General features: G+C 63.4%; 10 protein-coding genes. 3 read left to right on the top strand and 7 right to left on the bottom strand.

The genetic code is table 11. The features are described from left to right. Position 1: 1 nt before the first annotated feature. From nuoC to ACNFCI_RS03585, 5 genes are all read right to left on the bottom strand, one after another. On the bottom strand, positions 2-1,783 hold the full coding sequence (nuoC, locus tag ACNFCI_RS03605) for an NADH-quinone oxidoreductase subunit C/D (protein WP_084859165.1): 1,782 nt from the start codon (positions 1,781-1,783) through the stop codon (positions 2-4). Between the two features lie 79 nt (positions 1,784-1,862). Beyond that, positions 1,863-2,540 carry a NuoB/complex I 20 kDa subunit family protein gene (locus tag ACNFCI_RS03600; RefSeq protein ID WP_043209157.1) on the bottom strand — a complete coding sequence of 226 codons (678 nt, stop codon included), beginning with the start codon at positions 2,538-2,540 and terminating at the stop codon, positions 1,863-1,865. A 9-nt stretch (positions 2,541-2,549) separates the two neighbouring features. Further along, on the bottom strand, positions 2,550-2,963 hold the full coding sequence (locus ACNFCI_RS03595; RefSeq protein WP_043209159.1) for an NADH-quinone oxidoreductase subunit A: 414 nt from the start codon (positions 2,961-2,963) through the stop codon (positions 2,550-2,552). A 645-nt stretch (positions 2,964-3,608) separates the two neighbouring features. Further along, positions 3,609-4,934 (bottom strand): isocitrate lyase, encoded by a 1,326-nt coding sequence (gene aceA / locus ACNFCI_RS03590; RefSeq protein ID WP_084859163.1) that lies wholly within the window; start codon positions 4,932-4,934, stop codon positions 3,609-3,611. Between the two features lie 489 nt (positions 4,935-5,423). Continuing rightward, positions 5,424-6,158 (bottom strand): secretin N-terminal domain-containing protein, encoded by a 735-nt coding sequence (locus ACNFCI_RS03585; RefSeq protein ID WP_084859213.1) that lies wholly within the window; start codon positions 6,156-6,158, stop codon positions 5,424-5,426. 231 nt (positions 6,159-6,389) lie between these two features. Here ACNFCI_RS03585 and ACNFCI_RS03580 point away from each other — a divergent pair, with 231 nt between their 5' ends. Continuing rightward, a complete protein-coding gene (locus ACNFCI_RS03580; protein WP_416767426.1) occupies positions 6,390-8,111 on the top strand; it encodes a S8/S53 family peptidase in 1,722 nt (573 codons plus the stop codon). 99 nt (positions 8,112-8,210) lie between these two features. Next, positions 8,211-9,653, top strand: a complete 1,443-nt coding sequence (locus ACNFCI_RS03575) for a SulP family inorganic anion transporter (RefSeq protein ID WP_084859159.1) — start codon at positions 8,211-8,213, stop codon at positions 9,651-9,653. Positions 9,654-9,761: 108 nt separating this feature from the next. Here the strand turns inward: ACNFCI_RS03575 and fusA are convergent, their stop codons facing one another. Then, on the bottom strand, positions 9,762-11,876 hold the full coding sequence (gene fusA / locus ACNFCI_RS03570) for an elongation factor G (RefSeq protein WP_084859157.1): 2,115 nt from the start codon (positions 11,874-11,876) through the stop codon (positions 9,762-9,764). Positions 11,877-12,024: 148 nt separating this feature from the next. Between fusA and dsdA the strand changes: the two genes are divergently transcribed. Continuing rightward, entirely contained in the window at positions 12,025-13,386 is a 1,362-nt protein-coding gene (dsdA, locus tag ACNFCI_RS03565) for a D-serine ammonia-lyase (protein WP_416767425.1), read from the top strand. A 23-nt stretch (positions 13,387-13,409) separates the two neighbouring features. Here dsdA and ACNFCI_RS03560 read toward each other — a convergent pair whose 3' ends face one another. Further along, entirely contained in the window at positions 13,410-13,838 is a 429-nt protein-coding gene (locus tag ACNFCI_RS03560) for a hypothetical protein (protein ID WP_084859154.1), read from the bottom strand. Between the last annotated feature and the right edge of the window lie 148 nt (positions 13,839-13,986).

Below are 13,986 nucleotides of genomic sequence, written 5' to 3'. Positions count from 1 at the left end.
CTTAGCGGTCCACGTCAGCCATAACGAAGTCGATACTGCCCAGGTACGCAATGAGATCCGCGACCATGCTGCCTTTGATCACCGAAGGGATCTGCTGCAGGTGCGGGTAGCTCGGGGTACGGATCCGGGTGCGGTAGCTCATGGTGCCGCCATCGCTCGTCAGGTAGTAACTGTTGATGCCCTTGGTCGCCTCGATCATCTGGAACGACTCGTTGGCCGGCATGACCGGGCCCCACGAGACCTGCAGGAAGTGGGTGATCAGGGTCTCGATGTGCTGCAGGGTGCGCTCTTTCGGTGGCGGCGTGGTCAGCGGGTGGTCCGCCTTGTACGGGCCTTCCGGCATGTTGCGCAGGCACTGGTCGATGATGCGGATACTCTGGCGCATCTCCTCGACGCGGACCATGCAGCGATCGTAGGCATCGCCGTTGTGGGCCAGCGGCACTTCGAACTCGAAGTTCTCGTAGCCGGAGTAGGGGCGGGCCTTGCGCAGGTCGAAGTCGCAACCGGTGGCACGCAGGCCGGCACCGGTGGTACCCCACGACAGCGCTTCCTGGGTGTTGTACGCGGCGACGCCGATGGTACGACCCTTGAGGATGCTGTTCTGCAGGGCCGCTTTCTCGTACTCGTCCAGGCGCTTGGGCAGCCATTCGACGAAGTCCTTGACCAGCTTGTCCCAGCCGCGCGGCAGGTCGTGCGCGACGCCACCGATGCGGTACCAGGCCGGGTGCAGGCGGAAACCGGTGATCGCTTCGATCACGGTGTAGGCGCGCTGGCGGTCGGTGAAGGTGAAGAACACCGGAGTCATGGCGCCGACGTCCTGGATGTAGGTGCCCAGGAACAGCAGGTGGCTGGTGATCCGGAAGAACTCGGCCAGCATGACGCGGATGGTGTCGACCTTCTGCGGCACCTTGATACCGGCCAGCTTCTCGACGGCCAGCACGTACGGCAGGTTGTTCATCACCCCGCCGAGGTAGTCGATACGGTCGGTGTAGGGGATGAAGCTGTGCCAGGACTGGCGCTCGGCCATCTTCTCGGCACCACGGTGGTGGTAGCCGATGTCCGGGACGCAGTCGACGATCTCTTCGCCGTCCAGTTGCAGGACGATCCGGAAGGCACCGTGGGCGGAAGGGTGGTTAGGGCCCAGGTTGAGGAACATGTAGTCCTCGTTGGCGCCATGGCGCTTCATGCCCCAGGCTTCGGGGTTGAAGCGTGCCGATTCCTCTTCAAGCTGCTGCTTGGCCAGGTTCAGGCTGTACGGGTCGAACTCGGTGGCGCGCGCCGGGAAGTCCTTGCGCAGCGGGTGGCCTTCCCAGGTCGGCGGCATGAGGATGCGCGACAGGTGCGGGTGGCCGGCGAAGTCGATGCCGAACATGTCCCAGACTTCGCGCTCGTACCAGTTGGCGTTGGGCCAGATACCGGTGACCGACGGCAGGTTCAGGTCGCCTTCGCTCAAGGCCACCTTGATCATCACGTCGCTGTTACGCTCGACCGACAGCAGGTGGTAGAACACGCTGAAGTCGGCAGCCGGCAGGCCGCGGCGCTGGGTACGCAGGCGCTCGTCGACGCCATGCAGGTCGAACAGCATGCTGTACGGCTTGGCGACGTTGCGCAGGAAGGAGAGGACATCTTTGAGCTGGGCGCGGTTCACCCACAGGACCGGCATGCCGGTGCGGGTTTCCTGGGCGACGAAAGCGTCGGCGCCAAAACGGTTGTGCAGTTCGACGACCACATCCTGGTCGTCAGCCTTGTAAGGCGGAATATAAATAGCGGTGTCCGCTGTCATGGTCTCGGTCGCTTTGAGTCAACGTAGAGAATGAAGCCAGGCCGCCGGCTCCTTCCGGAACGGGCGGCATGTCGCTGGATCAGACTTCGTCGGGGCTGCGCAGGTTGGTGACCTGGATGCGCTGTTCACGACGCAGGTCTTTCTGGGCGGGCATCTCGGCACGGTAAATGCCTTGATCGCCGACGACCCAGGAAAGCGGGCGTCGCTCCTGGCCGATCGACTCCTGCAGCAGCATCAGGCCCTGCAGGAAGGCTTCGGGGCGAGGCGGGCAGCCAGGCACGTAGACATCCACGGGGAGGAACTTGTCGACCCCCTGAACGACCGAGTAAATGTCGTACATGCCGCCGGAGTTGGCGCACGAGCCCATGGAGATCACCCACTTGGGTTCGAGCATCTGCTCATAGAGGCGCTGGATGATCGGCGCCATCTTGATGAAGCAGGTGCCAGCGACGACCATGAAATCGGCCTGACGCGGCGAGGCCCGGATGACTTCGGCGCCGAAGCGGGCGATGTCGTGGGGTGCCGTGAAGGCCGTGGTCATTTCCACATAGCAGCAGGACAGGCCGAAGTTGTACGGCCAGAGGGAGTTCTTGCGACCCCAGTTGACCGCGCCACGCAGCACATCTTCGAGCTTGCCCATGAAGATGTTCTTGTGGACTTGGTCCTCTAGCAGCTGATCGGTGACGGTTTCCCGTTCACCGACAGGATACTGCTCGTTGGGCGCATCCGGATCGATTCTGGTGAGATTGTATTGCATGCCAAAGCCTCATTGTTTCAGCTTCGCTTGCCGCTTGCGGCGACCTTCGGGAGCCCAATCGAGCGCCCCGACGCGCCATAGGTAGACAAGACCAGCCAACAGAATTGCAATGAAAACGAGTGCTTCGACGAATCCGGTCCAGCCGCTTTCGCGGACGGACACAGACCATGCATACAGGAATAGGGCTTCGATATCGAAGATCACGAACAGCATCGCGACCAGATAGAATTTGGCGGACAGGCGCAGGCGGGCGCTGCCGACGGGCAGCATGCCGGATTCGAAGGGTTCGTTCTTGGCGCGGCCCCAAGCCTTGCTACCGAGCAGGCTGGACAGGCCGAGCATGAAGGCACACAGGCCGACGACACCCAGGAGGAAGATGGCAAAGCCCCAGTTATGGGCGATGAGTCCTACCGAATCGGACATGCTAGAAATCCTTATACAGAGACCCAGCTCTGCAGTCTGAAATAAGTAGAGCGGCGACGCGGTGTCGCGGTTGCAGTGACCAAATGTCGCAGCTGAATCAATCGGGCTGATTTTATGGGTAAACCCAGTGCAAGTAAAATTTCTGTGGCAAATTTATTCGTAGGATTAAGAACAAAAAATGTTCGTAAATGGCTGAAACCCTTGAGTTTCGGGCATTCCCGCCGCTTTTGTTAATTATGTTTCTTGCGTGGCGTAACGACACCCTGTTTATGTAATGATAATTACTATCATTTGAGGTGTTCTGCCATTTTTAACTTGGCCTGGTGCTTGCAAAGTGCATTTCAGCGGCGCCCCATCTTGCCAATGCGAAAGGGTCTCGTTCTAGCAGGTGCGCACAACCTTTGTACCGCTCTAGGTCAACACTTTATCGATTGAGCCGCCTGGGCCGGATCGTGACCGCTGGTCGATGCATATATAGGAGGGCGCGACCGGAGCGCGGACTCTTGTGGCGAACAGTCATAAGCATAGACGCGATTCGCAGGGATGCTGCGCTGGCCTTATCGCCGGTAAGCCCGCTCCCGTAACACCCGAAATAAGAAGGCCCAGGGCTTTCGCAAGCCCTGGGCCTTCATTAGCGCTTCCCTATCAGTGGAACTGCTCTTCCTCGGTCGAGCCGGTCAGCGCGGTCACCGAAGACGCACCACCCTGGATCACGGTGGTCATGTCATCGAAGTAGCCGGTACCGACTTCCTGCTGGTGCGCCACGAAGGTATAGCCTTTGCTCGCGTCGGCGAACTCCTGCTCCTGCAGCTTCACGTAGGCGGTCATGTCGTTGCGGGCGTAGTCGTGCGCCAGGTTGAACATGCCGTGCCACATGTTGTGGATGCCTGCCAGGGTGATGAACTGGTGCTTGTAGCCCATGGCCGACAGCTCGCGCTGGAACTTGGCGATGGTGGCGTCGTCCAGGTTCTTCTTCCAGTTGAAGGACGGCGAGCAGTTGTACGACAGGATCTGGTCCGGGTATTCCTTCTTGATCGCCTCGGCGAAGCGGCGGGCTTCGTCCAGGTCCGGCTTGGCGGTTTCACACCAGATCAGGTCGGCGTACGGGGCATAGGCCAGGCCGCGGGCGATGGCCTGGTCGAGGCCGGCGCGCACCTTGTAGAAGCCTTCGCGGGTGCGCTCGCCCACCACGAACGGCTGGTCGTACGGGTCGCAGTCGCTGGTCAGCAGATCGGCGGCGTTGGCGTCGGTACGGGCCAGGATGATGGTCGGTACGCCGGCGACGTCGGCTGCCAGGCGTGCGGCAACCAGCTTCTGCACCGCTTCCTGGGTCGGTACCAGGACCTTGCCGCCCATATGGCCGCATTTTTTCACCGAAGCCAGCTGGTCTTCGAAGTGCACGCCGGCGGCGCCTGCCTCGATCATGTTCTTCATCAGTTCGTAGGCGTTCAGTACGCCGCCGAAACCAGCCTCGGCGTCTGCCACGATCGGCGCGAAGTAATCGATGTAGCCTTCGTCGCCTGGGTTCTTGCCGGCTTTCCACTGGATCTGGTCGGCGCGGCGGAAGGCGTTGTTGATGCGCTTGACCACGGTCGGCACCGAGTCGACCGGGTACAGCGACTGGTCAGGGTACATGGACTCGGCCGAGTTGTTGTCAGCGGCCACCTGCCAGCCGGACAGGTAGATGGCCTGGATGCCGGCCTTCACCTGCTGGACTGCCTGGCCGCCGGTCAGGGCGCCCATGCAGTTGACGAAATCTTTCTCGGGGCGGAAGGACGGGTGGGCACCTTCGGTGACCAGCTTCCACAGTTTTTCTGCACCCTGGCGGGCGAAGGTGTGTTCCGGCTGCAGAGAACCACGCAGGCGGACGACATCGGCGGCGGTATAGGTACGGGTCACGCCTTTCCAGCGCGGGTTCTCGGCCCAGTCTTTCTCAAGGGCTGCAATTTGCTGTTCGCGTGTCAGTGCCATGGAAATAAAACCTCGTCGCATCAGTCTTGTGAAGTAGGTGCTTGTGCTCGACGCGGTCAGGGACTTGGCGGCTGTCTACTCGGCGGGAAAGCGCTTGCGATCGGGAGGCTCGAAGGGGGAAGAGGGTGCAGGCGGGCAGGGTGTGACTACAGGTCGGCTCGTGGTTGCCTTGCTGCGGTACGACAGGACTGCCGGTTGCTGCGGTGATGCGCTTCCGTCCCTCGGGACAACTTCTTCGTCGCAGTCGCAATCCCGTCGAACCGCCTTGTGGGCCGTATGGACACGAGACGCCTCCAAGGGGTAGGGAGGAGCGCATCTCGAAGGCCCTTGCCAGGGCCTCTGATTAGCGGGAGCGAGGCCATCATGCCCTTGGGAAAAAGTGCCTGTCAAATGTTTTGTAGTGCTTTTTTTCGCTTACTACATCTTTGGTCTAATGAGACTCTTCGGTCAGTTTCAAGGCCTTTGGTCGAGGCCTTGAATTGCCTGGGATCACTCCAAAAGGTCGACTTTGACCCGTAATGTCATGTTTTCACCCCGCTGGGTGCTGTAGGTAATGGCCGAGGCGCTTTGTCCGGCCTGGCTCTGCTGGTTGTGTCCGGCCAGGGTGATCCACTCGCCGAGCTTGCCGGTGACCGTCGTGTCGGTGCTCTGGACTTTTACTACATCCTGGCGTTCGCTGCTCAGTCGGTCATTATTGGTGCTTATTTGCAGACGAACCGTATCGCCGCTCAGGCTCGGGGTGACGTAGAAACCCTGGGTGACATTGCGGTATTCGGTGTCGCTATGAAGGCGGCCGTAGCCGTCGGTGCTGGTGCGGGTGATGGGGATGCTCTGGCCCACCTGGATCAGCGCCGGCTGGCCTTCGCTGGCCTGTATCTGCTGCATGCCGCCTTCGCGGTTGCTGGTGCCGTATTGGATGACCCGGGCGTTGCCGCGGTTGTCCTGGAAGTTGCTGTCGTCGTTGTCGACGCTGATCAGCAGGCGCTTGGGCGCGGTGTCGAGTTGCTGCAGCAGGGTGCGCAGGTCGTCGATGCGCTCGGGGCTGGCATTGACGATCAGTTTGTTCTCGAAGGCGCTGACGGTGCCATCCTTGCCCAGGAGCGACTGGGCCGTCGGCAGCAGTTCGGCGCTGGTGCGGTGCTGCAGCGGCAGGACTTCGGTGGCGGCCAGCGCATTGAGGCTCGCGGCCAGCAGCAGGGAGGCGATGAGAGGGCGTAGCGGCATGTCCATGATCTCCGCGGGTGGAATGATCATGATGGCAAATTTGTCGCAGATGTGCCGGGCCTGGATCACGGTGTCGGGCATTTTTGCCTGCCTGGGGCCATTCGCGGGTAAAACCATTCCCACAAGATTCTGTGGGAGCGGGCTTGCCCCGCGATAGGGCTCTCGCAGGCCACATGAACCTTTGCTCCGATCCGGCAGTCGCAGCCAGGGGAAGCCAACGGATTGTCACCTATGAAACCGGTTCTCGCCTTGCTGCTCTGCCTATTCGCATCCATCGCCAATGCCTCCCAGGAGCCCCTGCGCATCAAGCAGCTGCAGCGTTGCGCCGACCTGCTCAGCGATGCTCCACAGCAATGGTGCCTGCGCGCCCAGGGCCTGGGGCAAGGCAAGCCGGCGGTATGGATCGATGGCGTGCAGCTTTCCGAAGCCCAGGTCCTTCGTGATGGCGACATGCTCAAGCTGACCCTCGATCGGCCTCGCCAGCGCAGTGCCCCGCTGTGGCTTCAGGCCCATGGCCAGCAGAGCAACCCTGTGTGGCTTACCCAACGGCGCAGCCACGTGGTGGCTGCCGGCCCCGACGAGGTGGCGAAGAACATGGACGGCCTGACCACCTACCTGGACCTGGTCAGCCTGCTGATCGAGGAAAAGCACGATGGCCTGCCTGAGGCGCAGCGCATTGCCGCGAAGTACGGTGCCCAGGTGGTCGGTGCCATCCCGCCGTTGAACGTCTATCAGTTGCGCCTGCCGGTGCGCAACCTGGTGCAGCGCGATGCGCTGATCCTGCGTATGGGCAGCGAGACCAGCGTCGATGCCGTGATCATCGAGGAGTCCGCCCCGGAGCGAGGGGAGGAAAGTACCGATCACGCGGCCAAGGCCATCGACCAGCAAGACGAGTGGGCGGCCAATCGCTTCCTGGATGCGCTGTATTTCTACCAGAGGCGCATCCCACTGTCGTCCATACCCGTCCAGCCGCTGCGCGTCGGTGTCATCGAGCGGGAGGTGGACTTCGATGCGCCGGCATTCAAAGCCTACCGCGGTGGTTGTGGCAAAGCGCCGGTGTGCCTCTATGCCCGCGATGGCGACCAGGCGGACAGCCATGGCAGCCATGTGGCCGGCATCCTGGCCGGGCGCGGGGAGGGTGTGCAGGGCGGTTTCTTCAGCGGCCTGGGTAAGGCCAGCCCGGGCTTCGAAGTGATCGTCGAGCGCAACGCGGATGCTGGCATCACGGCCAACATCGCCGCCTCGGTGAACCTGGTGGAGGATGGCGTGCGGGTGTTGAACTGGAGCTGGGGCATCCACCGCGTCGGCGCGAAGAACGTGCAAGGCGACGAGGTCGATTCCCTGGTGCGCTCGGGCCTGGCCATGAGCGGCTACGAAGAACTGCTGGAAGAATTCTTCCTCTGGCTGCGCAAGGCTCACCCTGATGTGGTGGTGGTCAACTCGGCGGGCAACGGAGCGTCCTGGTCCGGCACCGACGAGTACCGCTTGCCGTCGTCGTTCGTCACCGAGCAGTTGCTGGTGGTCGGCGGCCACCAGCGCAGCGATCGCGCCGTTCCTGTGGAGGCCCCGGAACATGTGGTCAAGCGGCGCAGCTCCAACATCGACATGCGCGTGGACGTCAGTGCCGCGGCCTGTATTCGCCCGTCCCAGGCCGGCGACCCGCACTGTGGCACCTCCTACGCCACGCCGTTGGTGACCGCGACCGTGGCGGCCATGGTGTCGATCAATCCGCAGCTGGCCCCCGAGCAGGTGCGAATGCTGCTACGCCGCAGTGCCCTGACCCTGGGCCCGCGGCAGGATTTCGAGGCCATGGATGCCGAGGACCTGACGGCGCCGATCCTGCCGTCGGAGCGCAACGGTCAGTTGCAGCACCCTGATCTGGGCCGCTCGGCACGCCTGGACATGCAGCGAGCCCTCGACCTCGCGATACAGAGCCGTGAGCGGGTGCGCTGAGGTCGCCGCGGTGGCTGCTCGAAGACAAATTTCGTAACATCGCGCCCCTCGATGTTCAGCCCGGGCCGTCGTCACATCCCCGGAAACCATAGGAAACCCATGAAACCCGCCCGACTTCGCGCCGACGTGCTCGCCGGCCTCACCACCTCATTCGCCCTGGTACCCGAGTGCATCGCCTTCGCCTTGGTGGCGCACCTCAACCCGCTCATGGGCCTGTATGGCGCCTTCATCATCTGTACCCTGACTGCGCTGTTCGGCGGCCGCCCGGGCATGATTTCCGGCGCTGCGGGCTCCATGGCAGTGGTCATCGTCGCGCTGGTGGTACAACACGGTGCCCAGTACCTGCTGGCCACGGTCCTGCTCAGTGGCGTGGTGATGATCCTGTTCGGTGTGCTGCGCCTGGGCAAGCTGGTGCGCCTGGTGCCGTACCCGGTGATGCTTGGCTTCGTCAACGGCCTGGCCATCGTCATCGCCCTGGCCCAGCTCGAGCACTTCAAAGACGGCGAGCACTGGCTCAGCGGCTCACCCCTGTACCTGATGATCGGCCTGGTGGCCCTGACCATGCTGGTGGTCTACGTCCTGCCGCGCCTGACCCGCGTCGTGCCACCGGCCCTGGTCGCGATCCTGGGGGTGGGCTTGCTGGTCTACCTGCTCGACCTGCCGACCCGCACCCTCGGCGACATGGCCCACATCGCCGGCGGCCTGCCGCAGCTGGCGCTGCCGCAGGTGCCCTGGAACCTGGAGACCCTGACGATCATCTGGCCCTATGCGGTGTTGATGGCCATGGTCGGCCTGCTGGAAACGCTGCTGACCCTGAACCTCACCGACGAGCTCACCGAGAGCCGTGGCTATCCAGATCGCGAATGCGTAGCCCTGGGCGCGGCCAACATGGTTTCGGGGCTGTGCGGCGGCATGGGCGGCTGCGCGATGATCGGCCAGACCGTGATCAACCTCAGCTCCAATGGCCGAGGTCGACTGTCAGGCGTGGTGGCCGGGGTGATGATCCTGTTGTTCGTGCTGTTCCTGTCGCCGCTGATTGAGCGCATCCCGCTGGCGGCGCTGGTGGGCGTGATGTTCGTGGTGGCCCAGCAGACCTTCGCCTGGGCGTCGCTGCGGGTGTTGAACAAGGTACCAGCGAGCGATGTGCTGGCGATCATCGCGGTGACCGTGGTCACGATCTTCACCGACCTGGCCGCCGCGGTGCTGTTCGGCATCGTCATCGCGGCGATCAATTTCGCCTGGCAGCACGCCCGCGAGCTGTATGCCGACAGCCATGTCGATGACGAAGGCGGCAAGGTCTACCAAGTGCACGGCACCCTGTTCTTCGCCTCGACCACGCCGTTCCTCAATCAGTTCGACCCGGCGCAGGACCCGGCCAGCGTGACCCTGGACTGCAGGCACCTGAGCTTCGTGGACTATTCAGCAATCGCGGCATTGAAGACCTTGCGCGAACGTTATGCCAAGGCGGGCAAGCACCTGCGGGTGGTGCATCTTTCGGAACGCTGCAAGAAGCTGCTCAAGCGGGCGGGTGAGCAGCACTGACAAGCAGCACTGTCTGATCTGATGCATTCGCGGGTAATCCCGCTCCCACAGGATTTCGCGATCCCTGTGGGAGCGGGATTACCCCGAGTCGAGCGCGTAGCGCTCGCCTTATGACTCCCCGCGATTCTTCTTCACGATGACATCGGCGATGCTCGCCGGCGCTTCGGCATAGCGGGTGAACTCCATCGAGAAGCTGGCCCGACCCTGGGTCATCGAGCGCATCGAGGTGGCGTAGCCAAACATCTCGCCCAGCGGCACTTCGGCGCGGATCACCTTGCCCGCCGGGGTCTCGTCGCCGTCCTGGATCATCCCCCGGCGCCGGCTCAGGTCGCCGAGGATATCGCCCTGGTATTCCTCGGGGGTCACCACCTCGACCTTCATCACCGGCTCCAGCAGCACCGCCCCACCTTTTTGCGACAGCTGCTTGGTGGCCATCGATGCGGCGATCTTGTAGGCCATCTCGTTGGAGTCGACGTCGTGGTACGAGCCGTCGTACACCGCAGCCTTCAGGCTGATCAGCGGGTAACCGGCCAGCACCCCGTTCTTCATCTGCTCCTCGATGCCTTTCTGGATCGCCGGGATGTACTCGCGCGGCACCACGCCACCGACGATCTCGTTGACGAACTCCAGGCCTTCCTTGCCCTCGTCGCCTGGGGCGAAGCGGATCCAGCAGTGGCCATACTGGCCGCGCCCGCCGGACTGGCGCACGAACCGGCCCTCGATCTCGCAGGTGTTGCGGATCTTCTCACGGTAGGCCACCTGCGGCTTGCCGATATTCGCCTCGACGTTGAACTCGCGTTTCATGCGGTCGACAATGATGTCCAAGTGCAGCTCGCCCATGCCGGAGATGATCGTCTGGCCGGTTTCTTCATCGGTCTTGACCCGGAACGACGGGTCTTCCTGGGCCAGCTTGCCCAGGGCGATGCCCATCTTCTCCTGGTCGGCTTTGGTCTTGGGCTCGACGGCCACGGAGATCACCGGGTCGGGGAAGTCCATGCGTTCGAGGATGATCGGCTTGTCCATATCGCACAGCGTATCGCCGGTGGTCACGTCCTTCATGCCGATCAGTGCGGCGATATCGCCGGCGCACACGTCCTTGATCTCGGCGCGCTGGTTGGCATGCATCTGCACCATGCGGCCGATGCGCTCCTTCTTGCCCTTGACCGAGTTGAGCACAGCGTTGCCTGAACTGAGCACGCCTGAGTACACCCGGGCGAACGTCAAGGTGCCGACGAAAGGGTCGGTGGCGATCTTGAAGGCCAGGGCCGAGAACGGCTCGTTGTCGTCGGCGTGGCGCTCCAGGTGCTTGCTCTCATCGTCCGGGTCGGTACCCTTGATCGCCGGAATTTCGCTGGGGGCGGGGAGATAGTCGATCACCGCGTCGAGCATCAGTGGCACGCCCTTGTTCTTGAACGACGAACCGAGGATGGTCGGCACGATTTCGTTGTTCAGGGTGCGCTTGCGCAGACCGGCCTTGATCTCTTCGGTGCTCAGTTCTTCGCCTTCGAGGAACTTGCCGAGCAGCTCGTCATCGGCCTCGGCTGCCGCCTCGACCATGTGCGCCCGCCATTCATCGGCCAGCGCCTGCAGTTCGGCGGGGATGGCTTCTTCGCGATAACTGGTGCCCTGGTCGGCGTCGTTCCAGTAGATGGCCTTCATCTTTACCAGGTCGATCTGGCCCTGGAAATTTTCCTCGCTGCCGATGGCCAGCTGGATCGGCACCGGATGGTGGCCCAGGCGCTGGTCGATCTGCCTGACCACGCGCAGGAAGTCAGCGCCCTGGCGGTCCATCTTGTTGATGTAGGCCAGGCGCGGGACGTGGTACTTGTTGGCCTGGCGCCAGACCGTCTCGGACTGCGGTTCGACCCCGTCGGCGCCGCTGAACACCACCACCGCGCCGTCGAGCACGCGCAGCGAGCGTTCCACCTCGATGGTGAAGTCCACGTGGCCTGGGGTGTCGATGATGTTGAAGCGGTACTTGTTGGCGAACTGCTTGGTCGAGCCTTGCCAGAAGGCCGTGGTGGCCGCCGAGGTGATAGTGATGCCGCGCTCCTGCTCCTGGGCCATCCAGTCCATGGTGGCGGCGCCGTCATGGACCTCGCCCATCTTGTGGTTGACCCCGGTGTAGAACAGGATGCGTTCGGTGGTGGTGGTCTTGCCGGCGTCGACATGGGCGACGATGCCGATATTGCGGTACAGCTCGATGGGAGTCGTGCGGGCCATGGTCAGTCACCTGTGGGTGAACGGGTTCTCCCAAGGTAGCAGACGATGACGAACCTGACGGGGCCGTGGATGAGTATCCGACGGTTGCCAAGGCAAGGGCATGTGCCGCCTAATCCAAGGCTCGTTCGCTGACCTCCTGGAGTCGCCCATGGCCCTTGCCGTCCCGCTGGAAACCTGGTGCCAGCAGCACCCATTGATTGCCGACCTGGTGCGTCATGCGCAGGTTGCCTGGTTCAATCCGGGCGTCGTGCCCTGTGCCCAGGCGCTTGGCGATGTGCCGCTGGGCGCCGCCGATATCGCCCAGGCCAGCGCCCGGCTTGAGCGTTTTGCGCCGTTCATCGCCTCGGCGTTCCCGCAGACGGCAGCGTCCGGTGGCCTGATCGAGTCGCCCTTGAGGCCCTTGCCCACGCTGCAGGCAGCGCTGTGCGACGAGCTGGGTATCGCACCCAGCGGCCGGCTTTGGCTCAAGGCCGACAACCAGCTGCCCATTTCCGGTTCGATCAAGGCCCGTGGCGGTATCTACGAGGTGCTCAAGCATGCCGAGGACCTCGCCCTGGCCCACGGCCTGCTCAAGCCAGGCGATGACTACGCGGTGCTCGACAGCGACGCAGCGCGGGCTTTCTTCGGTCAATACAGCATCGCCGTCGGCTCGACCGGCAACCTGGGGCTGTCCATTGGCGTGATGGGGGCCCGGCTTGGGTTCCGTACCACAGTGCATATGTCCGCCGATGCCCGCCAGTGGAAGAAGGAGTGCCTACGCGCTTGTGGCGTGGAGGTGCGCGAGTACGAGGCCGACTACGGCGTTGCCGTGGCCCAGGGGCGGCGCGAAGCGGATGCCGACCCCAACTGCCATTTCGTCGATGATGAAAACTCCACCGACCTGTTCCTCGGCTACGCCGTGGCCGCCGAGCGCCTGCGCGGGCAGTTGCAGGGCGCAGGCATCCAGGTCGATGCCGATCACCCTCTGTTCGTCTATCTGCCGTGTGGCGTGGGCGGTGGGCCTGGCGGCGTGGCCTTTGGCCTGAAGCAGGCGTTCGGCGATGCGGTGCATTGCCTGTTCGCCGAGCCCACCCATTCGCCCTGCATGCTGCTGGGGGTCTATACCGGGTTGCATGAGCAGGTGTCGGTCTACGATTTCGGCCTGGATAACCATACCGCCGCCGACGGGCTGGCGGTCGGGCGGCCCTCAGGGTTCGTCGGGCGCAGCATGCAGCGCCTGGTAGATGGCTATTACACCGTCAGTGACGCAGAGCTGTTCCGCCTGCTGGCTTTGATGGACCGGCTCGAAGGCGAGCGGTTGGAGCCCTCGGCATTGGCGGGCGTGCCGGGCATGGGCCAGGTATTGCTGGAAAAACAGGGGTTTCGCCAGCGCATGGGGCTGGACGAGCGGCGCATGGCCAATGCCACCCATCTGGTATGGGCGACGGGCGGCAGCATGGTGCCGGACCAGGAGATGGAGGCGTACCTGGAGAAGGGGCGCGCCATCCTGCATGGCCGCCAGGGGCATTGAGCCCGAGCGGCCATCGGCGTGTGTCAGTCGGCCAGGGCCTGCAAATGCCACTGGCCGTCGCTTTCCCGGGCCAGGCCGCTGGCGGGCAGCAGGGCCAGCAGGCGCTCGTGCAGCGCAGCCTCGGTGAACGCCTTGACGGTACCCAGGTCCAGCTCGCCCACTGGTTGCAGGTCGGCCTTGGTGTAGGACAGCCAGGCTTTCTTCAGCACCTGCAGCACATCGCTGGCGGCAGTGTTGGCGAAGCGGCGATGCAGCGTGCGGCCTTCCAGGGCGAAGGTGTGGCGGTGGGCGTAGCCGGTCTCGTCGCCGCTCAGGTCTACGCAGCGGTGGCAGCGGCAGGTGCCTTCACCGAAGGCGTTGCGCAGGTAGCTGTTGAAATCCACGACGGGCTTGAGGGTCAGGCGTTTGTCGACCTCGAACAGGTCGGCGATCAGGGGTTCTTCGGCGCTCACTCGGAATCCTCGTGTGGTGTGGCGTGCATCGGCGGGCACCCTAACAGATTGGGGCGGGGGAGGCCATGTCGGTAGGCAGAAGGATGTTGTCCTGCAATGCCGACTCAATCGCCGGCTAGCCGGCGATTGGGCCAATGCTGCCGGTGCA

This window comes from Pseudomonas sp. NY15356 (assembly GCF_048068175.1).
GTDB lineage: Bacteria > Pseudomonadota > Gammaproteobacteria > Pseudomonadales > Pseudomonadaceae > Aquipseudomonas > Aquipseudomonas putida_K.
This window is presented reverse-complemented; position numbering and strand designations above follow the sequence as displayed.